Here is a 25,681-nt window from a genome sequence, read left to right on the forward strand (position 1 = left end):
GTTTCGGCTATCGGCATGTTCTCGCATCAATCTATGGCTCGTGCTGGGTACGCGGTCAAGTTATGCCGTCGATCAAAATATGCCGTTGTCCCCGACTGCACTGCTCGATCCGCGCCTCAACCTGGTACACCTCGCGCAGCATGCGTTCGGTGATCACCTCATGACTCGCGCCGCTGCCTTGGGCGGTGCCGTCGGCAATCACCAATACCTGGTCGGCAAAGCGCAACGCCTGGTTCAGGTCATGCAGGGCAATAAACACGATGACCTGCTGTTGGCGGGCCAGTGCGCCCATGAAGTTCAACACTTGCACCTGGCGATGCATGTCGAGGGCGCTGGTGGGTTCGTCCATCAGCAGGACTTCCGGTTCGCGCACCAAGGTCTGGGCGATGGACACCAGTTGCTGCTGGCCGCCGCTGAGTTCGCCGAGGTTGCGAAAGGACAAGTCGCTGATGCCAAGGGCCTCGAGCATTTCGTCGACCAGGTTCAACTCGTCATCGTGGACGGTCCATTGCGGCGACAGTTGCTTGCGGGCCAGGAGTACCGATTCGTAGACCGTCAACCGCGCACTGGCATTCAAGCCCTGGGGCATGTAGCAGATGCCCTGCCGGCCCTTTTTCGAGTCCTGCAGGATCACCTGTCCAGGCCCGTCGATCAGCCCGGCCATGCGTTTGAACAAGGTGGACTTGCCCGCCGCATTGGGCCCCACCACCGCGACCACCTGGCCGCCGGTGAACGCGGCGGTGGTAACGCCACGGATGATCGTGCGCTGGCCATAGCGGGCACCCAGGTCTTGCAGCTGAATCTTCACCATGTGTTTTTCTTCCCGCTGAGGATCAGTGATATGAAGAACGGCACGCCGATCAGTGAAGTGACCACCCCGATCGGGAAGATGGCGCCGGGGATCAGGGTTTTGCTCACCACTGAACTGGCGGACAGAATCAGTGCGCCGGTCAGCAGCGAGGCCGGAAGGAAGAAGCGTTGGTCCTCGCCGATCAACATCCGCGCAATATGCGGGCCGACCAGCCCGATAAAGCCGATGGTGCCCACAAAGGCCACGGGGAACGAGGCGAGCAGGCTGACCATGATCAGCGTCTGAAAGCGCAGGCTGCGTACGTTGATCCCGAAGCTGGCGGCCTTGTCGTCCCCCAGTCGCAGTGCGGTCAGGGCCCAGGCGCGCTTGGCAAAGATCGGCAGGGTGATCACGATCACCAGGCAGATCACCCCGAGTTTGGGCCAGGTGGCTTTGGTCAGGCTGCCCATGGTCCAGAACACCACGGCCGCCACGGCTTGCTCGGTGGCGAAAAACTGCACCAGGGCCAATAACGCGTTAAACGTGAAGACCAGGGCAATACCCAATAGCACGATGGTTTCCGCGGTGACCCCGCGACGCATGCTCAGGAAGTGAATCAGCAACGCCGACAGCATGGCCATGATGAACGCGTTGACCGGCACCATGTACTGCGCCGCCAACGGAAACAGCGCCACACCAAACGCCAGCCCCATGGCTGCACCAAAACTGGCGGCGGCGGAAATGCCCAAGGTGAAGGGGCTGGCCAGCGGGTTATTGAGGATGGTCTGCATCTGCGCGCCTGCCAGTGACAACGCCGCACCCACGGCAACGGCCATCAGGGCGATCGGCAGGCGGATGTCCCACATCACCACGCGAACCTGTGCCGGCGCACTGTCCGGCGCAAACAGTGCACCGAGTACTTCATTGAAGCTGTAGCGCGCCGGCCCCAGGGCCAGGTCAAGCAGCACACTGCACAACAGCAGCAAGAGCAGGCCACCGAGGATCAGGCGTTTGCGCAGCACCAGGGCCCGGTAGGTGTCGCGTTGGATCACGGCACTCATGGCTTGAGGCTCACGAAGTAACCCGGCTCATAGGGCACCGGCAGGAATCGCTCGTGCAATTCGCGAAACGAGGCTTCAGGGTCCAGGTCGGTAAACAATGTCGGATGAAACCACTTGGCCAACTGCTGGATGGCCACGAACTGATAAGGGCTGTTGTAGAACTGGTGCCAGATGGCATGGAACGCCTGGTCATCCTGCGCCTTGATCCCGGCATAGGCCGGGCGTTGGGTATACCAGGCCAGTTTGCGCCGGGCTTGGGCCATGTCGGCACCGGGCCCCACCCCGACCCAGTGGCCACCGGGGGCAAAGGCTTCCCAGTTGGCACTGGTGACCACCACCTGTTCCGGGTTGGCGACGATCACTTGCTCGGGATTCAGCTGGCCAAAGGTGGTGGGAATAACGCCTCTGGCGATGTTATTGCCCCCCGCCATATCGACGAACAGACCGAAGTTTTCATTGCCGAAACTCAGGCAGCAATCGTCGGTGTAGCCACCGATACGCTCGATGAACACGCTGGGGCGCGAAGGGTGTTGCGCGTTGATCACGTCGGTGACGCGGCGGATCTGCTGGTTGCGAAAGTCGATAAACGCTTCGGCACGCGCCTCTTTGCCGAACAACTGGCCGAACAGGCGCATGGTCGGTTCGGTGTTCTGCATCGGGTGGTTGCGAAAGTCGACGTACACCACTGGAATCCCCAGGGCATCGAGCTTTTCGATATAGCGGGCGTCCTCGGTCGCGTGCTGGGCCTCGATATTGAGGATGATCACGTCCGGGCGCTGGGAGATGGCCTGCTCGATATCGAAGGTGCCGTCTTCAAAGCCGCCAAAGGTGGGGATTTTGGCGATGGCGGGAAATTTACGCAGGTAAGCGCCATAGGTGTCCGGGTCGGACTGGATCAGGTCCTTGCGCCAGCCGACGATTCGCTCGATGGGGTTTTGCGTATCCAGCGCGGCAACCAGGTACAACTGACGGCCTTCCCCGAGAATCACCCGCCGGACCGGCAGGTGCACCTTGACCTGGCGCCCGAGCAAATCGGTGACGGTGCTGCGTGGTGCCTGCGGCTCGGCGGCCGTCGACGGCAGAGCCCATCCCAACAAACCCGCAAGCAGCAGCCCGGCGAAGGCGTGGCTGCGTCGAACAATGGTAACCATGGTTAAAGCCTTTGCAGTGGTCGGGCCGGGTGGCGGTGCAGCTTGCCGTGCCGGGCCGAAGGTTTCAGAAATCGACCGTGGTCGACAGTAGAAGGGTGCGTGGCGAGCCTTGAGAGAACGCACCATAGGAAGCGACCCCCGACCAATACTCACGGTCGAACACGTTCTGTACCGTGGCGCGAAAGGTCGTCGGCCGCTGGGCGATGCGCGTGCTGTAGCGCACGCCCATGTCGAAGCGGGTCCAGGGGTCCAACTGCTGGGTGTTGGCCTGGTTCACATATTGGCTGCCGGTGTACAACGCCCCGCTGGTTAGCGTCAGCCCCTCGACCCAGGGCACGTCCCACTCGGCCCAGAGGTTGGCTTGCACCTTCGGCACCCCCACTGGGGTGTTGCCCCGGTTGGCCGCAACCGCGCTTTTGGTCAGTTGCGCATCCAGCAGCGTCACCCCGCCCAGCAGGCGTGTGCCTTGGCCGGCCTCACCGGATACGTTCAGCTCCAGGCCGCGGTTGCGCTGTTCGCCTTGTACCGCAAAGGTGGTACCTGACAGCTCGCCACTGGGTTTGGTGATCTGGAACAGCGCGAGTGTGGACATGACCGTGCCGTAGTCGAGCTTGACCCCCACCTCATGCTGGCGTGAGACGTAGGGGGCAAAGATCTGGCCCGCGTTCGAGGCCGTGGCGGGGGCGATATCGCCTTTGCTCAAGCCTTCCAGGTAGTTGTAGTAGAACGACACATGCTCCCAGGGCCGGACAACTGCGCCGAACAGCGGCGTGGTCCTGCCGTCGTCGTAAGCCGTGGTCACCGTACCCGCCGCGTCGTAGTTGTTGGAGCGGATGGTCTGTTTGCGCAGGCCGGCCGTCACCTGCAGGCGCTGATCGAGGATCGACAAGGTGTCGGCAACGGCGACGCCGGACAATTCGGTCGCCGAGACTTTCGGCGTGGCAGGCGTAGCAATGTCGGCCTCGGGTCGTGAGACAGGGTGGTAAATGTTCGACAGGATCGGCGGGCCGGAAATAATGCCGCGCGACAACTCATCGCGATAGCGCGTCACTTGCAGCGTGGTGCTGTGGCTGATCGGCCCGGTGTCGAAACGCAGTCGGGCACCGCTGTCGACCGTGTAGCGCCGTACTTTAAATTTGTAATAGCCGGGGATCGACGAGGTGTCGCCGACGGTGTTGATGATGGTCGGGGTCTGGTCGGAAAGGCGTGCCACGTTCGACTTCCCACCGCCGGCATGGGCAAACAGGGTCAGTGCGTCGCTCACGTCATACTCGCCACCCAGCAATGCCGACTCGTCGCGAGTCTTGGACCAGCCCCACGCCTGGCTGACGTTGGTACGCCCGTTGGCGGCGTGGGGAATCGGCACGCCGGGCGCGATCAGGAAGGGCCGTGACGCCGCGTCGAATTGCTCTTGCTGGTTGATCAGGTCCAGGCTGGTGCGCAGGCGATCGCCCTGGTAATCCAGGGCGATGGCACTGACCCCGACATCCCGCGATTGCTTGTCGATGACAGTGTCACCCTGCTGCACGCGGCCGTTGACGCGCATGCCGAATCGCCGGTCCTCGCCAAACCGCCGACTCAGGTCGATATGGGTTCCCAGTTGTCGGTCCTGGGCATAGGTGGCCGTGACGCGGGTCAGGTCCTCGTCCAGGGCGCGCTTGGGGACCACGTTGATCACGCCACCGACGGCGCTGTTGGGGGACATGCCGTAGAGGAGGGCGCCAGGGCCTTTGACCACTTCGATGCGTTCGGCGTAGTCGGTGAAGACCCGGTAATTGGAGGCCACGCCGTACACACCGTCGAACGCCAGTTCTCCGAGGTTGCCTTCGCCCACCGGAAAGCCGCGGATAAAGAATGAGTCGACGATCCCTCCCGTCTGGCCGGTGGAGCGGACCGAAGAGTCGCGCTCCAGCACGTCGCCCACGGTGGTCGCCTGCTGGTCTTTGATCAATGACGCGGTATAGGTGCTGATGCTGAACGGCGCGTCCATCACATCCGTATTGCCCAGCAGGCCGAGACGCCCGCCCTCGGCCACCTGGCCGCCCGGGTACACCGGCGGCAGGCTATCGGTGTGTTTTTGCGCCGCCTCCACCGTGGTCGCCGACAGCGTCAGCCGGCGCAGTACCAGGGTGTAGCTGCCATCGCTGCGCAACACCATCTCCAGGCCGCTGCCTTCGAGCAAACGCGTGACGGCTTCCTGCGTGGAGTAGGTGCCGTTCAGTTCGGGGCTGATCAGGCCCTCCGTGATCGACGGCTGGAACGACAGGGCAATACCGGCGTCCACGGCAAAGCTTGAGAGCGTCGCGCCGAGCGGGCCGGGGGCAATGTGGTAGGCCTGCACAGCGACTGAGTCCAATTGGGCCGGTGCATCCGCCAACGCCACCGGGCACATGGCTCCGGCCAGCAGCAGGCTGAGCACAACGCCGTGCACCATCGGTTTGAGCGGACGAGCCGGACGCAGGGGCCGTGCTACGAGCATGAAAGGATGACCCATGGACGAGAGGAAAAGGCTGTTCCTGTCTTTGCCAGTCGAGATCGAAAAAAGTATCACCCCGGCCGCCGTTTATTTTTGCGTGAGAGTCAGGCGGGCGACAGGGTGACCCAGTAACCGCGCAAATGACTGTTCGCCAGCACGGGATAAGTGTGCACCAGCATGCTCAAGGTGCGATCGGTATCACTGATCGGAAAGGCCCCGGAAATGCGCAAGTCGGCGATGGCCGGATCACAGCGCAGGAAACCTCGGCGGTAGCGCGTCAGTTCCGCGACGAAATCCGCCAGGCGCATCTTGTCGGCCATCAACATGCCTTGGGTCCATGAACCGATGTAGCGATCGGTCGGCGCCAGGTCACCAAAGGTCTGTGAGGAGAAGTCGGTGCGCTGCCCTGCATTGACGATCAGCGGCGGGGTCTGGCGGTTATCGGCCAATATCACCCGCACCGCGCCGTCGATGACCGCAAGATGGGTGCGGGGGCTGACTTCACGCACGGTAAACCGTGTGCCCAGCGCCTGAATGCTTCCCTGGCGGGTGCTGATCAGGAACGGCCGGGGCAGGGGGGCGGTGTCCACGGCGGTCTGCACCAGGATTTCGCCCTCGCGCAGGTGAATAAGCCGTTGACGGTCGTCGAATACGACGTCGATGGCGGTGGCGGTGTTCAGGGTGATGCGTGAGCCATCGGCCAGGGTCAGTTCGCGGCGTTGGCCAACGTCGGTGCGATAGTCCGCTGACCATTGCTGCGATTGCGCCAGCTTCCAGCTCCCCCAACCCGCGGGCGCCAGCGCCAGCAGGATCGCCAGCTTGCCCAGTGCTGCACGACGTTCAGGGCTGTCTGGCCGGTCCAGCGCCGACATCGCCAGGGCGGGCGGCAGGCCGCCGAACTTGCTCTGCAGCAATTGCGCACGGGACCAGGCGCGATCCCGCTCCGGGCTGCTGACCTTCCAGCGCTCCCATTCGGCGCGCTCGTGCTCGCTCAGTTCGCGTTCGCTCAAGCGCATCAGCCACTCGGCGGCTTCTTCGAGTACCTGCGGGTCCAGCGGCGGCTCCTTGCGCAGACCGAGCATTCACTCCACCAGCATCAGGCACTGTACGAAGGCCTGTTTCATGTAGCGCTTGACGGTGATCAGCGATACACCCAGTTGCTCGGCGATGTCGTCGTACTTGAGGCCGTTGATCTGCGACAGCAGGAAGGCGCGCTTGACCAGGGGCGCCAGGGTATCGAGCATGGCGTCGATTTCGTGCAGGGTTTCCAGCACCATGAAGTGCGCCTCGGGCGACGGCGCTTCGTGGGTGGGCACGTTCGCCAGCGCATCCAGGTAGGCGCGTTCCAGTGCCTTGCGCTGGTACCAGTTGACCAGGATGCCCTTGGCCACGCAGCTCAGGTACGCCCGTGGCTGGTCAATCACCGTGACTTGTGAGGCGAGGATCCGGGTGAAGGTGTCCTGCGCCAGATCCGCCGCATCCATGGCGTTACCCAGTTTTCTCTTCAGCGTGGCATACAGCCAGCCGTGATGCCCGCTGTACAGGGCCTCGATGGCGCGCAGGTGATTGAGATGATTTGCGGAAGAGATTTCGCTCATGGCGGCAGATTTTTTTGTAATTGAGAAGTATTCCCAATGCTAGTTGACAAACCAGCTTGAGCGCAAGCGCCATCGTGTCCCGTGATCAGGCGTGTGACAGGCGTATCAAGGCGTCAATCAGCAAATCGATTTCAGCTTCGGTGTTGTAAGCGTGAACCGATGCACGGCTGACCTCAAGCAAGCCCCGCTGCTGCATGTCGAGCAGGGTCGAGCCTGCTGTCGAAGTGCTCACGTTGATGCGTTTGGGTTGCGCTGCGAGCCACTGCTGCACCTGTGGGGCGCTGTGGTGGCGATGACTGAAGGTGACGATGCCGGACTTTACAGGGCCCAGGTCCTGCGAGGTGATACCCGCCACGTCGGTCAGTCGATGGCGTAAGTAACCCGCCAGGTGCTGGATGCGCTGCCATATCGGTTCGATACCCTGCGCCAACGCATACTCCGCTGCGGCCCCCAGGCCCAGCTTGGCCGCAACATTGCATTCCCAATTTTCAAAACGTCGCGCATCCGCACGAATTTCAAAGCTGTCTGCCGTGAGCAAGGACGCCGCATGCAGGTCCAGAAAAACCGGCTCCAGGCGTTGGCACAGGGATTGTTCTACGTACAGGAACCCCACGCCCCTCGGCCCGCGCAGGTATTTTCGACTGGTGGCGGCGAGCATATGGCAGCCGATCTTTTGCACATCGATCGGCACCTGGCCCACCCCTTGGCAAGCGTCCAGCAGGAACAACACACCCGCCGCCCGGGCGAGGGCACCGATCTGCTCGACGGGTTGCACAGGCCCGCCGTTGGTGGCGATCATCGGCAGCGATACCAGGGCGACGCGCTCGTCTTCAAGCATGGCCGCCAAGGCTGCGAGGCACACCTGGCCGTGTTCATCGTTGGGGATGATCCGGATCTCGATCCCGCGCTGCTGCCTCAATTGCAGGTATGGGATGTAGTTGCCGGCGTATTCGGTCATGGAGGTCAGCACGGCGTCGCCGGGCTTGAGCGCCAGTGAATAGAAGGCCATGTCCCAGGCTCGGGTGGCGTTTTCGACCACTGCGATTTCAGTGGGGTGCGCATTGATCAGGCGCCCGACGGCGGTGTAGACATTGTCCAGTTCAGGCGCGCATCGGGCGGCCGCTTCATACCCGCCGAGGCGGGCTTCCTGTTGCAGGTGCCCGGTCATGACCTGGACCACCGGCTCAGGCATCAGCGCCGCACCGGCATTATTGAAATGGATCAGATGCTCGACACCCGGTGTATCGGCACGCAGTTGTTCAATGTTCAAACCCTTACTCCTTGTTCAGTCGCTGCCTGCAACGCCATTGGAAGGCGCGGACACCGACCAGTACCGCAGCGCGACCATGGGAATCAGCGCCACTGCATAGGCCAGGCACACGAAAAGATAGGTGTATTGCAGGCCGTAGACCTGGCTCAGCAAGCCACCGATGGAGATGCCGGCAATCGAGGCGAACTGCGCAGTGCTTTGGGCAATACCCAGTACGTAGCCTTGTCGCGAGCTGTCGGCGGTTTTCGAGACCAACGCCATCAGCACGGGGGTGGTCGCCCCTAGCAGCACCCCCCAAATGAAGTAGGCGACGATAAATACCACGGCGCTGCGCGTTACGCCCGCCACGGCGGTCAGGGCGATGCAGCCCATGACGACATATGTGATGCGTTGCAGGGTTTCTGCCTGGGAACGATGCTCGAAGTAGCGCGACCATGCCGTTGCCGACAGGATGAAGCCCAGCGCCAGCAACCCGTAGCACAAGCCGACGACGGAGTTGTTGACCTCGAACGTCGAGCTCACATACAGCGAGAACGAGGTCTGCGGCAGCATGCGCGCGAGCAGCAGGATGCCCATGACGCACAGCAGCGACAGCAGCGGAGAGCTGCGCCATACGCTGTCGGTGCCTGCGACCGGCGTGCGGGTGGCCACCGTCGGCTTTTTTGGTACGGGAGGCACATCCGGCAAGGTCACGGCGGCGATGACGGTACAGAGTGCACAGAGCACCGAGGCGACGATGTTGATCCAGAAAAACGTCGCGTAATCGAGGATCAGGCCGCCTACGACCGCACCGAGCAGTGAGCCGACATTGGTCGATATCTGCAGGATCGCGAATAACCGCGCCCGCCGCGACGGCGCTTCGATACTGACCCCGTAAGCCTGCGCCGGGGCTATATAGCCGGCAAAGGCGCCCTGCAGAAAACGCAGGACCAGGATGACCCAGATGTCACTGAAAAAGGCCAGCCCGAGCTGGGTCAGGGACAACCCCGCGAGTGCGCGGATCATCATCAGCTTGTGGCCGTAGCGATCGCCGATACGGCCCCAGAATGCACTGGTCAGCATGATGCCCAGCATCGGCCCGACGTACACGGCGATGCTGGCGAAGCTGAATACCGACTCCGAGGACGCCAGCCCGCGCAGGTGCACGGGCCAGAACGGCCCGCTCATTTCCATCGCGCCCATGGAGACCAGCTGGATCGCGAACAGAAGATAAATGAGGATTCTTACACGCGAACCCTGGATGGCACCTGCTTGGGACATGAGACGGCCTCAGTGATTAAACGGCAGCTAGCGGGTTGGTCAGGGTGTGCTGCAAACGATAGTTGGAATACTGCATCAAATGCATGCGCAGTAACGAACGGGTAGGCCATGGATCCTCGACAAAGGCCTGGCGCTCGACCTCCCACACCTGCGGCGAGACCCGCTCGCGCACGGCGGCAAAGGCGTTTTCGGTTTCCTCGCGCAATATTGCCCACAAACGTGTGTTGTCCATGCCGTACTCCTTGGTCAGCCACAGGGCCATTTCATGCAAGTGGGTGAGGAACGCGGCGTCCAGTACAAACATGCGCACCGGCTCGATATCGCCGCTAAATACCGTAGGCAGAATGCCAGGCTGCACATGCGGCTGTAACGTATAACCGCGTTCTTCCAGCAGGGGGGCGTAGGTTCTGCCATCGCCAAAATCGCGGATCAGCAGGCTGCGCGGCACGCCATCTGGTGAGAACAGCACCATGGTGTTCTGCTGGTGCGCTTCGAGCCCGATACCGTACAGCAGATAGATTGCCACCACGGGGTGGGTGACGACCTTGGCATAGTGGCGAAACCACTGTTCTACGCTGGCGGCGTCGGCACGCACCCCGTCGCGTTCGATCAGGTCGGTAAACAGCGGCCGACCGCTGCCCGGTAAACGGGTGAACAACGAAGCCACCGTGATCGGCAGACGCTCATCGCTGCGTTCGAACGCTTGCCGGCTGGCACGAAACACCACGGACAGGTGTTTTCCCGGTACGTCGTCCTGGGTGATTGCGTGGCGGTAGCGCACGCCGATTTCTTCCGGGAAGATTTCCAGTTGCTGGTCGAAACCGTTTTCGGCTTCCAGGATTTGCGTGATCACTGTGCTGATGCGCGGCCCCATATGGATCGACTTGGCTTGCAGGCTGCGCAACTCGCTGGTCATCCACAACGCGATGGGCAATTTGATCAGCGGTGCAGCGTGGTCCAGGACCGGCATCATCGTGCGGTATGACATGGTCGGCAGCGTCTGAATATCCGGCCCCTCAGTGATCAGCAGGCCTTCTTCGATTTCCGCAGCAAACGTCTTGAGCACATAGGCCTGCAAGTGCCAGGCATGAATCGGCAGGGGCAGCCATTGCGTTTCATCCAGGCCTTTGGCGTTGAGCGCCGCTTTCCATTGCTCCCAGTGTGCCGGGAAATTGCTGGCGAACCAGGCGTGGTAGTTGGTCACGTGAGGCATGCTTTCGCTTTTGGCCATGTCGGCACGCAAGGCGGCTATCCGCAGGGGCACCTGGGCGTTGAACTCCGGAGACAGTTGCTCGACCTCAGCGTCATTCAGCCCGGGGCGGGCTTTCCAGGTCGGGTAGTAGGGGTGGCCTTCCAGCGAGCCCCACTGATCCAGCAAGATCGCGGCGTCCTTGGTGCTTGCATGCCGACGCAGGTAATCGGTGAGGCTGCTGAGGCCCTGGCGTTGAGCGGCCTGCGCCAGGCGCGCGTTCCAGTGTTGGCGGAACTGACGTGCGTGGGCGTCGTTCAGCAGGCTGTTTTCCATATCCGACTTGAGACCGGCCACACCTTCGTCGCTGGGCTCGAAGTCGAAACTGTCGCGCAGTACATCCAGCAGGTCCTGATGGCGGGTGATCACCTGGCGCACGCCTTCGGCCGTCAGTAGCACCACGTCGCCGTCATTGACCAGCGTGTCGGCCGGGCCCAGCGCAATCTCGGAGAAAAACAGCTGCGCGCCGTTCTGCTTGAGCGGGTAGGTGGCCTGCTGGCCGTCGTGGGTAAACGCCAGCGCCGAACGATCCAGGATATTTTCCGCAAACAAGCAACGAATCAGCCGGCGCAGGGCGTTCTTGCGGGAGTAGGCGATCAAGGTGTTGAGGTCATCCATATCAGCTCTCTGCTTGTTGAGTCATTCATTAAAAGGGTTATGCCGTGCGAGGCCATTGGCTCGGGAAGTAATCCAGCGCCGAGTCGCGCAGGCCTTGCATGTAGGCAACGCTCCAGTGCAGGACTTCTTCGATATAGGGCACTTTCAGTTCAAAACGCCTGGCCATTTCCACCAGCAGCACCAGGCCATAGGCGACGTCTTCGTTGAACGCACGGCTCTCACGCTCGATCACATACCCGGCGCGGTTATCACCGGCTGGCACCATGGGCGCGAGGATGTCGTTGTAGGCCTGGTTGGTGCGCAGAATGGACAACATGCTGCTCTGGTCGCGAATCTGATCGCCGTACGCCTCGACGATTTCCTGTTTCAAGGATTTGACGGACGACAGGTCGACGCCCATGCGCGCACTGATGACCGCGCACAGTTCCTGGCTTTCCTGATCCATGCGTTCCAGGAAGTAGGCGCCCAGTTCGGGGCACTCCGTCCACCAGCACAGGCGCTGGGGAAAGATCTTGCGGTGCCATTGCCCGTAGGGGCCGATCAACCCGTAGATCACCGAGCTGTGCATGATCGGGTTACCGGGCGTCAGGGTGATCTCCAGGTAGTGATCGAGCAGCGTGACGCAAGGGCCGTAGAGGCGTGTGAGGATGTCGTGCAAGTGCTGGCGCGACACCTGGGATTCGCGGGCATGGGTCGCGACATATAACTGGCTTTTGCCGCCGCCCATTTTTATCGACCTACCGGGGGTGAGATCGAAGGCGGTATGAGGTACGTCCTTCATGCCCCAGATCACCAGGTTCGGGTGGTTTGCCAGTGTGGCCTCGGCCAGCCAGTCGAACCCGCAGAAGCCCGGAATCGCACCGATGTACACCGGTTTGCTCGTGCTCAAGTGCGGCGCGATGGCCTGCAGGGTTTTGGCACGGGCATGGGCTGGCACCGTGATGATGACGATGTCGGCGTCTTCGACGGCGGGCCTGGCCTCGGCGGTCACCCGATCCAGCCGGGCGTTCAATGTGGAGCCGTCCGGCAGCAGGGCCTGGAGCGGCACCTGCCGCGTGTGGTGGTCGACGACTTCCAGGTTGCTGGTCAGCAGCGAAACCTGGACGTCAGGCAGTTGCTTGAACAGAATGGCGTTGAGATGACCTGTTCGGCCACCGCCGCAAATGGCGACTTTCAGCGGTTTCATTCAGAGGCGCTCCTTGGTCGAAAGAGGGTCATGCGACGCTCAGTTGCAGCGGGGCGGAGCTGGACTCCTGCCAGTGGTTCTTGTCCAGCCAGGCATCCAACTGCGACGCGACGCCGGGGTCGAGCAAGTCGCGTTCCTCCAGCCACTTATCATCGAAGACCGTGTGCAGGTATTTTTCGCCGCCATCGGCAATCGGCACTACTACATTGCCGCTCAGTACACCTTTGTGAATCAGCTCCAGGGCCTTGAAAATTGCGCCCCCGGTCGAGCCGCCTACCAGCAGGGCGAGGTGGCGGGCGATATAGCGCGAGGTCTCGAAGGCTTGTGAGTCGGTGACCTGCACGCCCAGGTCGATGCAGCTGTAATCGAGCACCAGCCCCACTGTGTCCCCGGCAGGCGTGCCGGTACCGGACTGATAGTACGGATAGCCGGGATGCCCGAAAACGATGGAACCTGCGGGCTCCACCGCCACGGTCACAATGTCGGGGTTGTGCTGTTTAAGGCCTCGGGCAATCCCGGTCATCGACCCGCCGGTACCGACGCAACCGACATACGCGCCGATCACACCTTCGGCCTGAACGATGGTTTCCCGCACAAAGTCGCTGTAGCCGCCGGCGTTGGCCGCGTTGTCGGACTGGTTCATGAACACGGCCCCCGGGATCTGCTCGGCGAGTTCGGCCGCCAGGCGCTGGCGCTCTACCACCGCGACTTCATCTTCACGATAAGTTCCCGCGACAAACCGAATATCGGCGCCCAGTGCCTTCATCACCGCGATCTTGTCCTGCGCCGCGTGATGGTCGACCACGGCGATAAATTGCAGGCCGAATTCGACGGCGGCCATGGCCAGGCCGATGCCGGTATTGCCCGACGACGACTCAACCACCACGCCACCTGGTTTCAAGCGTCCGGACTTGAGCGCGGCGAGTACCATGTTGCGCGCCATGCGGTCCTTGATACTGCCGCCGGGATTGTTTTTCTCTATCTTTAATAACAGCCGGGCATCAGTGCCCGGAATATAAATACCCAACATAGGCGTATTGCCGATCAGCTCGGAAACTTTAGTCAGTATCATATGAAGTACTTCCTTTAGTCGTCAGGTGAAAACGCGTAGTTACCGTACGTGCAACAGGTCGCCACCATTCGCCGGGGCAGGGGGTGACGATGGAACTCATTCTCCAGTAAGTCCATTTGATAGCCGGCGGTGTTGGCATAAATTAATAAGTCGCCGGCCTTGGGGGAAGTCGTGAAGTTGATCAGGCGGTGGGTGATGACGTCATCATCCAGGCAACTATGCCCGGCAATATAGGCTTGCATTGGTGTGGCGGATGTTGGCGCTGAGCTGATTAAAATCGGGTCGACCAGATATTCCGACGCGAACCATGTTTCGCAGGCACTGAAGCTGCTGCCTTCGACAAATAACACCGTTTTGTTATTGGCCAGTTTTTTGCTGCGTGTAATGCGAAATACCGAAATTGCCGCTTGGTCCACCAGACTTCGGCCCGGCTCCAATGCCAGGGTTATGCTGTTGGCTTTCAAGTACTGGGCAATGTTTTGTCGCGGCGAGAAGGCACTTTCCAGAAACAACGTTAACCATTGGCTCGCCGTCAAGTTGCTGCCGTAAGGGTAATAAGACTTGGGTACTGACTGGTTGTAATAGTGATTGGGCGTATTGTCGTTTTGTAGAAAGCGCTCGTAGGCGTGTGGCTCGACATAGCGGATGGGCAAACCTCCGCCGATATCGATCATGGTCGGAGCCAACCCCATCGTCCGAGCCACATCGACGAAATCGGTCACTTCACGAAAGGCCTGTGCTCGAGATTCGAACCCATAGCCACCGAGGTGGAAATGGAAACCCTCGAAGTCAAAAAATGCCCTGAGTCCGGTCAGTAAGTGCAAGCACACCAGCAGGTCCGCGGCCCCCATTCCGAAGCGGCTGGTCCCACAGGCTTTAGGCCTGTAACGCAGTAAAACCCTGGCCTTTATGGCCTCGCTGCTGGCTTCGACCAGTGTTTTCAAATGGTCGAACTCTTCCAGCGAATCCACGCAGATCAGTGCACCGGCATGGACCAGCGCCCGATGAAAATCCTCGGTTTTCGCCGGGCCGGTGGCACACAACTGAGCGGCCGGCACACCGGCGCGCAGTGCTGCTTGCATCTCGTAAATGCTGGAAACGTCGACGCCGATACCGGACACCTTGGCTGCGCCGAGTAAACATTGTGACTTGTTGGCTTTGGCGCCATAGAAGATCGCATGTCGGACTTCATGCTGTTCCAGCACGGATTGCAATGCGCCGGTGTTCAGTGCAAAGGCGTGTGGCCATACAAGATTCAGGGGGGAGCCGTGTTGCGCAACGAGTTCAAGCAGTTTGTCGGGTTGGCTATGTAACAGCTGTGCGATACATGCGTCCAATAATGGATTAAGCATTTTCGAAAGATGAACTTCAGTACGCGCTTCATTGAGGCGCGTTATTGCAATAGACATAACTATCCCCTGGCGCTTATAGCGTCGTCATTCATATTTAAATCTCTGGAAGAGATCGATGAATGTGGTCTTGTCGTTCGTCGTGTTTTTAACGCTTATGCGTTTGGCGGTGGATGCCACACGAATCCTGCAGGCGAAACTGTGGCTTTGATGGTAATAACCGATTCATAAAACAATTGCATAAGAACCCCATTCCATAAGGTTTATACGGGTGTAGCTATCGGCCACTAACTGCCGTTTTTCTTGATCTGACTCACCGCTGAGTGATGGTTAAATGATGTCGCGAGGCCATACTTTCGGTGAGCGTTAAGACTTGCCTAGGATCATGAAAAGTTTCTCTTGGCGGCGTGAACAATATTGCTACCGAGAACGATTATCAAGTAAGGTTTTCAAATATTTCTAATTGATCCCGGCCGAACAGCGTTGCGCGAACGTGTATTTGCACGCTCTTGCGGGCGTTCGTACCAAGTTTGAAAGCGTTGTTAATTCATTGATCAATAAGGGGTTAAACGTTGATCGGCGAGGGCGCTGACAGAGGCGCAATTCAGCCGCCCCGAGGCCCCTGAAAATTTTGCAAAAACCACGACTGATGCACGCCAAGGAGAACTGCTATGAACACTGATCGTCCGATCACGACTGCCCTGCTTCCCATCAGCTACCTGTTCGTTCCGGGGAACCGTCCGGAGCGCTTTGCCAAAGCGGCTGAGGCCGGAGCGGATGCAATCATCCTGGACCTTGAGGATGCGGTTCATCCCGATAGCAAAGCCGCTGCTCGAGCTGCCATCTGGACGTGGCAGGAGAGTGCGCCAAGTGTGGCGTGCCAGCGGTTTATCCGGCTCAACAGCGTCGGCAGCGCGTTGTTCCGCCAGGACCTGACGTGGTTGGGCGACATGCGTTACCCCGAGCGTTGCACCGGGGTATTCCTGCCCAAGGCCGAGGCGCCGCAAGCGTTGGCGCGGGTGGTCGAGCAGTTGCTGGCGTGGCAACCCCAATTGCACATTGTCGCGATCATCGAGACGGCCAGAGGCTTGCAGCAGGTGGAGGCGATTGCTGCGGTTCCCGGCCTGTCACGCCTGGCCTTTGGCTCGCTGGATTTTTCCCTGGATATCAATTGCGGCCAGGTGCCTGAGGCGTTTGTGTACGCACGCAACCGCATCGTGCTGGCCTCTCGCACTGCAGGTTTGCCGGCGCCGATCGACGGAGTCACACCGGCGATCAACGACCTGGCGGTGGTCGCCCAGGACTCGCTCTACGCTCGCTCCCTCGGGTTCGGGGCCAAGCTGTGCATCCATCCCGCGCAGTTGGCGACGGTGCAGCGCGCATTTCTACCCGATGCGCAGCAATTGGCCTGGGCGGGTCGGGTGATGAGTGCCGTGGCCGGGGGCAGCCATGCGGTGCAAGTTGACGGCGAAATGGTCGACCTGCCGCTGATCGAACAGGCGCAACGCCTGTTGGACATGGCCCGCCGACACGCAGCGGTCGCCAAGACCGGAGCTTGCTGAACATGCTGCCAGGACAGGAAGGGGCCATTGCGCAGACCTATCAGATTGCGCTGCGACCGGTGTGCGAAGTGCTGCAATCGGAACAGGTGGACCCGGCGAATGTGCAGTGGCTATGCGACTCGATTATCCGCGCAGGGCATTGGCTGGAACCGATCATTGTCGAGCGCTCGCAAGGCATCGTGATGGACGGTAACCATCGCCTGAATGCAGCGTTGCAGTTGGGTCTGTGTCGGGTGCCGTGCATCCAGCTCGACTACGCGGACCCACGGGTGTGCGTACGGCACTGGCACACGGGGCACGCGTTCGAGGTCGCGCGGATTTTCAACACCATCGCCCGCGGCGAGATCTTTCCGTACAAGACCACACGGCATGTGTTTGATCCGGCGCTACCGGTCATCGCGATCCCGCTGGATCGCCTGTACGAGTGAGCCGTGCAAAAAAATCAGGTGGGTGGGTGATACTTTTTCGCACGTCGACTGGCATTAGGAGTGATTCCCATTTTCTCTCGTTGAAAGGATCCTCTCGTCATGCCTGTTGCCAGTCGGCCCTGCGGTGAACGCGCGTTAACCCTCGCTATTCGAACCGCCCTGTTGAATTTCGTCATGGTCGCAGCGGGCGCCAATGCCTGGGCTGAGACACCAACGCCTGCCGCCACGGATGACAGCACGCCCAGCCTGACCCTCGACACCACCACGATCGACGGCCGCTACAACGGCCCGACGGCGTTGCCCGAAGTCCTCCCCGGTGGACAGGTGGCGCGCGGCGCGCGGCTGGGCATGATGGGCAACAAAGACGTGATGGACACGCCGTTCAGCGTCACCAGCTACACCGCCAAAACCCTCGCCGACCTGCAAACCGTTACCGTTGCCGATGCCCTGGAACGCGACCCCTCGGTGCGCTCGACCGGCCAGACCGGCGGTATCGTCGATTCGTTTTTCATTCGCGGTTTCGCCATCGGCGAAGGCAACCTGGGTGAGCTGGCCTACGACGGTGTGTATGGCGTAGCCCCCAATTACCGGGTCTTTACCGAGTATGCCGAGCGTGTCGAAGTGCTCAAGGGACCGGGTGCCTTGATGTATGGCATCTCGCCCAACAGTGGCGTGGGTGGGGTCATCAACATCGTTCCCAAACGGCCGCTGGAGGAAGACCTGACCCGGTTCACCGGTAGCTACGCGTCAGATTCCCAGGCGGGCGGGCACCTGGATATCAGTCGGCGTTTTGGTGAGGAAAACCAGTTCGGCGTGCGCTTTAACGGCAGCCTGCAGGGCGGCGACACGGCGGTGAACGACCAGCATCGCGACGTAGGGATCGGTGCGATTGCCCTGGATTATCGTGGCGAGCGGCTGCGCCTGAACCTGGACTACATCAGCCAGAAAGAAAGCTTCGACGGTGCCTCACGCCCGTTCACCATCGCGCCGGGCGTTGACGTGCCATCCGCCCCCAATGGCCGCACCAGTCTGCCGCAAAAGTGGGGTTGGTCGGATACCAAGGAACAGTCCGCATTGCTCGGCGGTGAATATGATCTGAGCGACAACCTCACGGTGTTCGCCCATGCAGGGGGCGGCAAGTCGGATGTGAAACGCATGTCCGACCAAGTGCCGCGCATCCTCAATGACGCGGGTGACACCAGCAACGTCCCGGGCTATTACAAGTTCAACGTCGACCGTTCTACCGCCGATGTGGGGATGCGCGGGCTCTTCGCCACCGGCCCTGTAACCCATACCACCACGCTGATGGCGACCCGTTACCAGGATGAGCTGTCGCGGGGCATCAACAACGGCACCACAATCCTCTCCAATATCTACCACCCGGTGGACACGCCCAAGCAATACATCAACACGCCCAAGGTGCTGCGAATCTCCGAGTCGGAGTTGTCCGGCGTGGCGTTGACCGACACCTTGGGGATGCTGGATGACCGTTTCCAACTGACCCTGGGCGTACGCCGGCAGTTTATCGAGTCGCGTAACTACAATGCCGCCGGCACCGTCAGCTCGCGTTACAGCGCCAACGCCACCACGCCGTTGCTGGGTGTGGTGGTCAAGCCTTGGGAGGACGTCTCCCTCTACTACAACTACGTCGAAGGGCTGAGCAAAGGCGATGCGGCACCGGGCACGGCGAGCAACGCCGGGGAAACCTTTGCGCCGTATGAGTCCAAGCAGCACGAACTGGGGGTGAAGTATGAACACGGCACCTTCATGACCACACTGGCGCTGTTCCAGATCGAAAAACCTGCCGGCGAACTGGGCGCCAATGGCGTGTACTCGGTGCAGGCCGAACAGCGCAACCGTGGCCTGGAACTCAGCGTGTTCGGCGAAGTGGCCACCGGTACCCGTTTGATGGGGGGCGTGACCTTCCTCGATGGCGAGCTGACCCAGTCGGCGACTGCCGCTAACCAGGGCAACAAGCCGGTCGGCGTGCCCGATATCCAGGCCAACCTGTGGGCGGAATACGACACCCCCTGGCTGGAAGGTTTCACCCTCACGGGTGGTGCGATCTACACCGACAGCCAATACGTCAACCAGGCCAACACCCAGGAACTCGACGCCTGGACCCGCATTGACGCCGGTGCGCGTTACGCCACCAGGATAGAAGGGCGGCCGACGACATTCCGCGCCACGGTACAGAACGTGTTCGACCGTGAGTACTGGTCCGGCGTGGCCTCTTATGGTGCGTTTTCCCCGGGGTATCCGCGTACCTTGCAACTATCGGCGACCGTCGATTTTTGACGGGCGCCGGTATGGAGCAATCATGCACCAGCAATAAGCTTAAGCCTTGCTGGCCACCCGATCGTCACTGACCCGAATTCGCCATTGCTCAACGGTGCGCAGGGGTTTACAGCCCTTGCGCTCTTTGTTGGCGTGGCTGCTCGGCGGCGTCACGGTGTCCTGCGATCATTGCCCTTTGAGCGCGATTGCCACTGCTGCTGAAAGTGAAGTCGTGGCCCTGCCGATCAGCGTCGAAAGCTGATGGCTATCATCGAAAAGTGCGCCTTGGGATGCGTTGACATCGTAGCCAGCCAGGGCCTGTGCGAGTGGCTCCGGGAGGCCGAAATTGATTAACGCAGAGGCGTAGTCAGTTTCAGGCAAGTTCTTGTAGGGAATGTTCCTACCCGTTTGCCGAGAAACCTCGGCTGCGAGTTCCGATAACGTCCAGGCGCTGTCACCCGCCAACTCGTAGACCTTCCCCTCTTGATCGTCGCGGGTCAGCACGACGGCAGCGGCCTGGGCAAAATCTTCCCGTGTCGCCGCGGCAATCTTTCCATCACCTGCACTGCCGATAAATTCACCGGCCGATAACGCGCCAGCGATAAAGCCGGTGTAGTTCTCGGTATACCAACCATGACGCAATATCGTGAATGCCAACCCCGATGCTGTGAGCTCGGCTTCCGTTTGTCGATGCTCCTCGGCGAGGCTCAATGAAGAGGTATCTGCGTGCAGTACACTGGTATAAACGACGCGACCCACACCGGCCTGCCTTGCAGCGTTGATGACATTTCGATGCTGTGAGAGTCGCTTACCTATTTCGCTTGAGGAAATGAGTAGAAGCGTGTCGACTCCGCTGAGCGCCGCGACCAGGGTTTGCGGATTGTCATAGTCGGCAACACGTGCCTCCACGCCTAGATCACTCGCCTTGTCAGGGCTGCGCACCAGCGCGACCAGGTTGGACGCGGGTACTTTTTGCTTGAGTTGCTGGACAACGAGGCGGCCAAGTTGGCCGGTGGCTCCGGTGACGGCGATCATGAGGGGTTCCTTTTACAAAAAGTGATAGAACAGGCAGAGTAGGGCCTTAACTAACTTTTCGTAAGTACGTACCTAAAGGTAAGTAAGCATGCCGGATTCCGAGCCCTCTGGAGCAACCCGTCCCGCAACAGTGGCCAACCGACTGCGCAGCGGTGAATTATTCGACCCGGATTGTCCCTCGAGGGTCGTGCTCCAGCACGTCAGCAGCCGCTGGGGAGTATTAGTATTGGTGGCCTTGCTCGCGGGTACGCATCGCTTCAGCGATCTGCGTCGCAAGATTGGAGGCGTCAGCGAAAAGATGCTTGCGCAGACCCTCCAGTTTTTGGAACTCGATGGTTTCGTCCTGCGCAAATCCTATCCGGTCGTGCCGCCTCACGTTGAGTACAGCCTCACCCCTATGGGAACTGAAGTAGCCCGCCATGTCGAAGGCCTGGTTGACTGGATCGAAGGCAATCTGCCAAAGATTCTGGAGGAACAACGCTCTCGCCAGATTTCATAACGGGCTTGCGACCTATTGATCACTCAGGCGGGACCTTAGGCAAGAGTCCCTCCAATCCGATAGTCAGGCGGTCAGTTCCCGATTCATGGCAACAATGTCCTCGTGTGTGAAATGGCCACCGGGCGTCATGAACGTGGCCATCAGGGCATCCCGGTTTTGAGGCGCCCTCAACTTATCTGCCGCGCACAAGGCTGCCTTCAGCGCTGGCAACTTCAGTTCGGTGCAATAGGCAGGTGTACCGGGTTGCTGACGCCACGAGTCTTCAAGGCTACCCGCGGCAAGCGCGGTGAAGCCGGTGTCCTCTACAAGATCTTGCGCGATCGCTTCAGCATTGATGTCACCGCCAGCTACAGGTAAGGCTATGCGTGAGGAAGACCCGACCGGTTGGCCGTGGTCGGCAAGCGTTGCTGCGAGGACGGCATTCCATGCCTTAACCACCGGGCGGCCAATCTGCTCGCTTACCCAAACGCTTTCGGGCTTGCCGTCGTCCACTTCTTTGATCGCTCCGTCTCGTCCTGGATAGTAATTGGAGGTGTCGATGATGACGACCTTCTCGGGAAGATTGCTCAATGTTTGCCGCAGATCCGGGTACTTTGCAAAGGGGATAGAGAGGATTACGGCGTCCACGTCGGACACCGCGTCTTCTTTGGTCACCGCGTGTACACCGATTTTGTTGGCAAGGTTCTCAAGGGTATGAGGGCTCTTTGAATTTGCCAGTTTGACTTCATGGCCGCACGCCGCGAGCTTACGGGCAAGCGTTGCGCCAATGTTGCCTGCGCCGATAATTCCGATTTTCATTTCAATTGGATCCTCACCTACGAACAATAATCAAGCTATCAAGCCGTGCCGATCAATCCTGGGCGCTGCGAGATGCCATCGGGTGACCGCGATGGCAGCAGAGGCTACTCACACGGTTGACATCATTCTGCCGGTGGTTTGTATCCCGCCAGCATTTTCAGCACATCATCATGTGATCCGCTTGCTTCAGCAAACCGTAAGGGCTTGGCGCGTTCGACGACAAGTTCCCGTGGGGTCGGAGAGATCTCGAGCAGTTCGAAGATTTCATCCAAAAACGCCTCCAGGGGCATGGCGTGTTCGTCGTTTTCCTGCCCAAGCAACGTGGTACGTACCCCCGGTGGTGCAAGCTCTATAACCTCAACCGGCGAGCTCTCCAGCTGCACTCGAAGACTTTGAGTGAACGAGTGAACTGCAGCTTTGGTTGCGCTGTAGGTAGGTGTTGCAGGCAGCGGGACAAATGCCAAGGCCGAACTGACATTCACAATCGTTGCACTGGGCTGCTTGATCAGTTGGGGAGTGAACGCGTAAACCATACGAATCGTGCCAAGTAAGTTCGTGGTCACGATATCTTCGGCCGTGCTCAGGCTTTGCGGATCAGTCAGATCCTCCCAGTGCATGATCCCGGCGTTGTTTATAAGGACGTTCAGATTCGGATGGCTGGTCGCAAGCGCTGTGCAGCTGCGCTGGATGGATTGTGGATCGCAGACGTCCAGCACGACGGATTCAATCCCCGGATGCTCCGACACGATCTTGTCGAGCAGAGCCTTGCGACGTCCTGCAATGATGACGGTGTTGCCCGCCTTGTGAAGCCTGAGCGCCAGACCGAGGCCGATGCCTGAGGTGCCGCCAGTAACCAGAATCGTGTTGCCAGTGCTGTTCATAGTAAACTCCAGAAACGACGCTTAAACGGACAGGTGTCCGCTTGATCAAAATTACCGGACAATTGTCCGATTAGCAATGCAATGAAGGAAAACTTTGTCCATGACTGACGAATTGGTGATGCGTTCTGACGCCAAGAAAAACCGCGAACGGATACTGGAAGTCGCTGTGCTCGAGCTGACCAGCGATCCTGCGGTTGCGTTGAGCACGATCGCGAAGAAGGCCGGGGTGGGGCAGGGCACGTTCTATCGTCACTTCGCCACCCGAGAGAAACTGGTATTCGAGGTCTATCAATTCGAGATGCAACAGGTGGCATCGTTGGCGCAACAGCTTCTCGCGACAAAACCGCCCAAGGAGGCCCTGCGGGAATGGATGGACAGCCTCGCTGAATACGCAATGACAAAGGCAGGACTCGCTGCAGCGATTCAACAAGCTGCGTCTGTTTACGAGTTCCCAGGGAAATCGGGATACGCTCCAGTCCAGGCCGCCGCCGAGTTGCTTTTGAGGGCGAATGAAAAGGCCGGAACTATTCGTAGCGGGATTACCAACGACGATTTCTTTCTAGCCATTGCTGGCATATGGCAAATGGATGCCCAGAGTGAATGGCGCTCGCGTCTCGCCAGATTGATGAACCTGGTGATGGATGGTCTGTGCGCTGGCAGCCCCGAGAGCCTGAAGAAAAACGTGTAGCCTTTAGGGCAGACCTATTGCCAGCAACCTGGTGGTCACTCCGCCCGCCTGTTTCAGGGGCAATTTGAATCGTGCCCTGACTTCAAGTAGGTCTTGGCCCACTCACGATAGTTATCCGAGAGCGTGTATTTTGAAAGCAGCTCAGGAAGGGAAAGCTCGCTTGCGTGTGTGCCGCTTTGTTCGCGCAGCGCCTCGTAGGTCGCTTTGATTGCGGACAAATAAGGGGCATGCCCATTGACCACGACCCGCACATTGGCGGCACTCAGTTTCTCGACATCGCTCAGGGCCGGATTGCCGTAGTTGATCAGCATGATTGGCACGCTGAGGTGTGCCGTGAGTGCTTCCAGGTGCTGGAAATCCTTAACGCCAACCAGGCAAATCGCGTCTGCTCCGGCCTTCTGATAGGCCGCAGTGCGAGCGATGGAGTCTTCCAACGTGGTAGCGGCCACATTCGTTCTGGCAATGATGCTGAGCGCATCATCCGAACGGGCAAATCGTGCAGCGTAGATCTTGGCTGCGGCTTCTTGCCTTTCGATAAGCACGTTCGACTGCTCGTCGTACTTGGCCGGTAGGTGGGTGTCTTCCAGCGTCAGGGCGGCAACCCCGGCTTTCTGAAGTTCGGTCACTGTTCGCATGACATTAAGTGCGTTACCGAACCCATGATCAGCGTCGCCGATGATTGGGATTTGACTGGCCCGCCCGACTCTAGAAACCTGTTCGACGTACTCATCAAGCGTGAGCAGAGCAATGTCAGGTGCCCCGAGCACTTGAAGCGAGGCGACGGAACCACCTTGGATGGCAACCTCAAAGCCAAGGTCGGATGCCATGCGAACCGAGATAGGATCGAATACGGACGCGGCAAATTTACAGGCGGTTCCGTGAAGTAAGTCACCAAACGTCTTGCGCAATTCATGATGAGATCGCTCGATCATTTTTTCGGCTCCATCCACTTCATTCACGGTTTTCGTTGGGATCGTCCCGCGTTGAACGAGACCTGGAAATCACGACCGGTCATGGCCATGGTTGATGCGCAAATGACCGGTAAACTGTGCTGATTACTTTTGCGGCGACAGTGCTTTGCGCACTGCTTTTTGGTGTTTCATTGCAGCAATTTCATGCTCGCAGGCTTCGACGTCAAAGGAGTTGTCCCATTTGGCAATGGCGATGGTGCCGATACCGTTGCCGATCAGGTTGGTCACGGCACGCGCTTCGTTGAGGAAGCGGTCGATGCCCAACAGCAGGACAAGGCCTACCAGCGGAATGGAGTGGATGGTCGTGAGCGTTGCCGCAAGGGTTATGAACCCGGCACCCGCCACGCCAGCGGAGCCTTTTGAGGTCAGCAGGAAGACACCCAGCAGAATCATCTGATCCATAAACGTCAGGGGCGTATTGGTTGCCTGTGCGATAAAAATCGCCGCCATGGTGAGGTAAATGCAGGTGCCATCCGCATTGAAGGCATATCCAGTGGGTAGCACCATGCCCACCACTGACTTCTTGCAGCCCAGCTTTTCAAGTTTCACCATCATTCGCGGAAGCACGGCCTCGGTTGAGCAGGTGCCAAGCGTGATGAGAATTTCATCTTTGAAATAACGCAGAAATTGCATAAGCGGCATGCCTGACCATCTAGCAACCGTCCCTAGTACGACCACGATGAAAATCAAGGTGGTGATGTAGAGCGCGACCAGCAACTGGCCGAGTGACAGCAAGGTACCAATTCCGTACTTGCCTATCGTGAACGCCATCCCGGCGCCGGCGCCAATCGGCGCCAGGCGCATAACCATTGCTACGATCTTGAACAGCCCTTGCAGAAACAAGTCGATGGTATTGATCAGCGGTTTGCTGGTTTCACCCATTTGAACGAGGGCGATGCCCATCAATACCGAAATCAAGATGACCTGAAGCATGACGCCATTCGAGAATGCGCCAATGAAGGTGCTCGGGATGATGTTGAGAAAGAAGTCGATAGTCCCGCCCTGCTCACTGGCGGCTTGGCTGTACTTGGCGATAGCGCTGGCATCAAGCGTGGTAGCGTTGATATTCATCCCGGCGCCTGGCTTTACGACATTGACCACAATAAGGCCGATGACCAGCGCAATGGTTGAAAGGATTTCAAAGTAGAGCAGCGCCTTCACGCCGATCCGCCCAACCTCCTTGATGCTGCCCATCTTGGCGATACCCACCACGACAGTACCGAAAATAATCGGCGCCAACAGCATTTTGATGAGTTTGATAAAGCCATCCGCAAAAGGTTGAAGCTTGGCTCCGAATTGCGGTTCAAAGTGACCGATTGCAGCGCCGATGACGATACCGATCAGCACCTGCACATACAGCTGGCTGTACCAGCGGGACTTGGACATTTCCACGGAAGCACCTCATTTTATTTTTGTGATGGGCATGTGGTTTGGCGTCAATGGATGACGCCTGAGTCTGCGG

At 59.6% G+C, this 25,681-nt stretch carries 22 protein-coding genes; 5 read left to right on the forward strand and 17 right to left on the reverse strand.

Annotated features, from left to right (window positions below):
- Positions 1-55: 55 nt before the first annotated feature.
- The 12 genes from BFQ01_RS16515 to BFQ01_RS16570 form a co-directional block, all read right to left on the reverse strand.
- The gene (locus BFQ01_RS16515; protein ID WP_065926091.1) at positions 56-811 is read right to left on the reverse strand and encodes an ABC transporter ATP-binding protein; all 756 of its coding nucleotides are present in this window, start codon (positions 809-811) and stop codon (positions 56-58) included.
- The gene (locus BFQ01_RS16520; protein ID WP_065926092.1) at positions 805-1,851 is read right to left on the reverse strand and encodes a FecCD family ABC transporter permease; all 1,047 of its coding nucleotides are present in this window, start codon (positions 1,849-1,851) and stop codon (positions 805-807) included. The genes BFQ01_RS16515 and BFQ01_RS16520 overlap by 7 nt, the downstream gene beginning before the upstream one ends.
- Positions 1,848-3,002 carry an ABC transporter substrate-binding protein gene (locus tag BFQ01_RS16525; protein ID WP_065926093.1) on the reverse strand — a complete coding sequence of 385 codons (1,155 nt, stop codon included), beginning with the start codon at positions 3,000-3,002 and terminating at the stop codon, positions 1,848-1,850. Before BFQ01_RS16525 ends, BFQ01_RS16520 begins: the two co-directional genes overlap by 4 nt.
- Before the next feature lie 64 nt (positions 3,003-3,066).
- Positions 3,067-5,481 carry a TonB-dependent receptor gene (locus BFQ01_RS16530; RefSeq protein ID WP_065926094.1) on the reverse strand — a complete coding sequence of 805 codons (2,415 nt, stop codon included), beginning with the start codon at positions 5,479-5,481 and terminating at the stop codon, positions 3,067-3,069.
- A gap of 101 nt (positions 5,482-5,582) precedes the next feature.
- Entirely contained in the window at positions 5,583-6,560 is a 978-nt protein-coding gene (locus BFQ01_RS16535) for a FecR domain-containing protein (protein WP_065926095.1), read from the reverse strand.
- On the reverse strand, positions 6,561-7,076 hold the full coding sequence (locus BFQ01_RS16540; protein ID WP_065926096.1) for a sigma-70 family RNA polymerase sigma factor: 516 nt from the start codon (positions 7,074-7,076) through the stop codon (positions 6,561-6,563).
- An 85-nt stretch (positions 7,077-7,161) separates the two neighbouring features.
- On the reverse strand, positions 7,162-8,346 hold the full coding sequence (locus BFQ01_RS16545; RefSeq protein ID WP_065926097.1) for an aminotransferase class V-fold PLP-dependent enzyme: 1,185 nt from the start codon (positions 8,344-8,346) through the stop codon (positions 7,162-7,164).
- Between the two features lie 15 nt (positions 8,347-8,361).
- On the reverse strand, positions 8,362-9,606 hold the full coding sequence (locus tag BFQ01_RS16550) for an MFS transporter (RefSeq protein ID WP_065926098.1): 1,245 nt from the start codon (positions 9,604-9,606) through the stop codon (positions 8,362-8,364).
- A gap of 16 nt (positions 9,607-9,622) precedes the next feature.
- Positions 9,623-11,473: an IucA/IucC family protein gene (locus tag BFQ01_RS16555; RefSeq protein ID WP_065926099.1), complete on the reverse strand. Its 1,851-nt coding sequence runs from the start codon at positions 11,471-11,473 to the stop codon at positions 9,623-9,625.
- Between the two features lie 37 nt (positions 11,474-11,510).
- Positions 11,511-12,659, reverse strand: a complete 1,149-nt coding sequence (locus BFQ01_RS16560; protein ID WP_065926100.1) for an NAD/NADP-dependent octopine/nopaline dehydrogenase family protein — start codon at positions 12,657-12,659, stop codon at positions 11,511-11,513.
- Positions 12,660-12,687: 28 nt separating this feature from the next.
- Positions 12,688-13,731, reverse strand: a complete 1,044-nt coding sequence (locus BFQ01_RS16565) for a PLP-dependent cysteine synthase family protein (protein WP_065926101.1) — start codon at positions 13,729-13,731, stop codon at positions 12,688-12,690.
- A 14-nt stretch (positions 13,732-13,745) separates the two neighbouring features.
- Positions 13,746-15,140, reverse strand: coding sequence for a Y4yA family PLP-dependent enzyme (locus tag BFQ01_RS16570; protein WP_065926102.1), 1,395 nt, complete (start codon positions 15,138-15,140; stop codon positions 13,746-13,748).
- 611 nt (positions 15,141-15,751) lie between these two features.
- On the opposite strand from BFQ01_RS16570, the gene BFQ01_RS16575 reads away from it, so the two are divergent.
- The 3 genes from BFQ01_RS16575 to BFQ01_RS16585 all read left to right on the forward strand — a co-directional run bounded on the left by BFQ01_RS16575 (position 15,752) and on the right by BFQ01_RS16585 (position 19,368).
- Complete coding sequence (locus tag BFQ01_RS16575; RefSeq protein WP_065926103.1) at positions 15,752-16,642, forward strand: HpcH/HpaI aldolase/citrate lyase family protein; 891 nt, start codon at positions 15,752-15,754, stop codon at positions 16,640-16,642.
- Between the two features lie 2 nt (positions 16,643-16,644).
- A complete protein-coding gene (locus BFQ01_RS16580) occupies positions 16,645-17,070 on the forward strand; it encodes a ParB N-terminal domain-containing protein (RefSeq protein ID WP_065926104.1) in 426 nt (141 codons plus the stop codon).
- A gap of 99 nt (positions 17,071-17,169) precedes the next feature.
- Complete coding sequence (locus tag BFQ01_RS16585; RefSeq protein WP_065926105.1) at positions 17,170-19,368, forward strand: TonB-dependent receptor; 2,199 nt, start codon at positions 17,170-17,172, stop codon at positions 19,366-19,368.
- Positions 19,369-19,533: 165 nt separating this feature from the next.
- Here the strand turns inward: BFQ01_RS16585 and BFQ01_RS16590 are convergent, their stop codons facing one another.
- Positions 19,534-20,382 carry an SDR family oxidoreductase gene (locus BFQ01_RS16590; protein WP_065926106.1) on the reverse strand — a complete coding sequence of 283 codons (849 nt, stop codon included), beginning with the start codon at positions 20,380-20,382 and terminating at the stop codon, positions 19,534-19,536.
- Between the two features lie 88 nt (positions 20,383-20,470).
- Here BFQ01_RS16590 and BFQ01_RS31580 point away from each other — a divergent pair, with 88 nt between their 5' ends.
- Positions 20,471-20,881, forward strand: a complete 411-nt coding sequence (locus BFQ01_RS31580) for a winged helix-turn-helix transcriptional regulator (protein ID WP_074845758.1) — start codon at positions 20,471-20,473, stop codon at positions 20,879-20,881.
- Positions 20,882-20,944: 63 nt separating this feature from the next.
- Here the strand turns inward: BFQ01_RS31580 and BFQ01_RS16600 are convergent, their stop codons facing one another.
- Positions 20,945-21,679 carry an NADPH-dependent F420 reductase gene (locus tag BFQ01_RS16600; protein WP_065926108.1) on the reverse strand — a complete coding sequence of 245 codons (735 nt, stop codon included), beginning with the start codon at positions 21,677-21,679 and terminating at the stop codon, positions 20,945-20,947.
- A gap of 122 nt (positions 21,680-21,801) precedes the next feature.
- A complete protein-coding gene (locus BFQ01_RS16605) occupies positions 21,802-22,560 on the reverse strand; it encodes an SDR family oxidoreductase (protein WP_065926109.1) in 759 nt (252 codons plus the stop codon).
- Positions 22,561-22,660: 100 nt separating this feature from the next.
- On the opposite strand from BFQ01_RS16605, the gene BFQ01_RS16610 reads away from it, so the two are divergent.
- A complete protein-coding gene (locus BFQ01_RS16610; protein WP_065926110.1) occupies positions 22,661-23,248 on the forward strand; it encodes a TetR/AcrR family transcriptional regulator in 588 nt (195 codons plus the stop codon).
- Between the two features lie 53 nt (positions 23,249-23,301).
- On the opposite strand, the gene BFQ01_RS16615 is transcribed toward BFQ01_RS16610, so the two are convergent.
- Together BFQ01_RS16615 and dctA are read right to left on the reverse strand one after the other, a co-directional pair.
- On the reverse strand, positions 23,302-24,180 hold the full coding sequence (locus tag BFQ01_RS16615; protein ID WP_065926111.1) for an isocitrate lyase/PEP mutase family protein: 879 nt from the start codon (positions 24,178-24,180) through the stop codon (positions 23,302-23,304).
- 123 nt (positions 24,181-24,303) lie between these two features.
- Positions 24,304-25,611 carry a C4-dicarboxylate transporter DctA gene (gene dctA / locus BFQ01_RS16620; RefSeq protein WP_065926112.1) on the reverse strand — a complete coding sequence of 436 codons (1,308 nt, stop codon included), beginning with the start codon at positions 25,609-25,611 and terminating at the stop codon, positions 24,304-24,306.
- Between the last annotated feature and the right edge of the window lie 70 nt (positions 25,612-25,681).

The organism is Pseudomonas sp. 8 R 14, from assembly GCF_900005955.1.
Lineage (GTDB): Bacteria > Pseudomonadota > Gammaproteobacteria > Pseudomonadales > Pseudomonadaceae > Aquipseudomonas > Aquipseudomonas marginalis.

Bases quoted from the DNA above. Each gene is read 5' to 3' on its own strand.
- BFQ01_RS16590 (WP_065926106.1), bottom strand. From the start codon at position 20,382: ATGATCGCCGTCACCGGAGCCACCGGCCAACTTGGCCGCCTCGTTGTC.
- BFQ01_RS16575 (WP_065926103.1), top strand. From the start codon at position 15,752: ATGAACACTGATCGTCCGATCACGACTGCCCTGCTTCCCATCAGCTAC.
- BFQ01_RS16535 (WP_065926095.1), bottom strand. From the start codon at position 6,560: ATGCTCGGTCTGCGCAAGGAGCCGCCGCTGGACCCGCAGGTACTCGAA.
- BFQ01_RS16520 (WP_065926092.1), bottom strand. From the start codon at position 1,851: ATGAGTGCCGTGATCCAACGCGACACCTACCGGGCCCTGGTGCTGCGC.
- BFQ01_RS16615 (WP_065926111.1), bottom strand. From the start codon at position 24,180: ATGATCGAGCGATCTCATCATGAATTGCGCAAGACGTTTGGTGACTTA.
- BFQ01_RS31580 (WP_074845758.1), top strand. From the start codon at position 20,471: ATGCCGGATTCCGAGCCCTCTGGAGCAACCCGTCCCGCAACAGTGGCC.
- BFQ01_RS16525 (WP_065926093.1), bottom strand. From the start codon at position 3,002: ATGGTTACCATTGTTCGACGCAGCCACGCCTTCGCCGGGCTGCTGCTT.
- BFQ01_RS16565 (WP_065926101.1), bottom strand. From the start codon at position 13,731: ATGATACTGACTAAAGTTTCCGAGCTGATCGGCAATACGCCTATGTTG.
- BFQ01_RS16560 (WP_065926100.1), bottom strand. From the start codon at position 12,659: ATGAAACCGCTGAAAGTCGCCATTTGCGGCGGTGGCCGAACAGGTCAT.
- BFQ01_RS16610 (WP_065926110.1), top strand. From the start codon at position 22,661: ATGACTGACGAATTGGTGATGCGTTCTGACGCCAAGAAAAACCGCGAA.
- BFQ01_RS16585 (WP_065926105.1), top strand. From the start codon at position 17,170: ATGCCTGTTGCCAGTCGGCCCTGCGGTGAACGCGCGTTAACCCTCGCT.
- BFQ01_RS16515 (WP_065926091.1), bottom strand. From the start codon at position 811: ATGGTGAAGATTCAGCTGCAAGACCTGGGTGCCCGCTATGGCCAGCGC.
- BFQ01_RS16580 (WP_065926104.1), top strand. From the start codon at position 16,645: ATGCTGCCAGGACAGGAAGGGGCCATTGCGCAGACCTATCAGATTGCG.
- BFQ01_RS16605 (WP_065926109.1), bottom strand. From the start codon at position 22,560: ATGAACAGCACTGGCAACACGATTCTGGTTACTGGCGGCACCTCAGGC.
- BFQ01_RS16530 (WP_065926094.1), bottom strand. From the start codon at position 5,481: ATGCTCGTAGCACGGCCCCTGCGTCCGGCTCGTCCGCTCAAACCGATG.
- BFQ01_RS16540 (WP_065926096.1), bottom strand. From the start codon at position 7,076: ATGAGCGAAATCTCTTCCGCAAATCATCTCAATCACCTGCGCGCCATC.
- BFQ01_RS16570 (WP_065926102.1), bottom strand. From the start codon at position 15,140: ATGTCTATTGCAATAACGCGCCTCAATGAAGCGCGTACTGAAGTTCAT.
- BFQ01_RS16550 (WP_065926098.1), bottom strand. From the start codon at position 9,606: ATGTCCCAAGCAGGTGCCATCCAGGGTTCGCGTGTAAGAATCCTCATT.
- BFQ01_RS16600 (WP_065926108.1), bottom strand. From the start codon at position 21,679: ATGAAAATCGGAATTATCGGCGCAGGCAACATTGGCGCAACGCTTGCC.
- BFQ01_RS16555 (WP_065926099.1), bottom strand. From the start codon at position 11,473: ATGGATGACCTCAACACCTTGATCGCCTACTCCCGCAAGAACGCCCTG.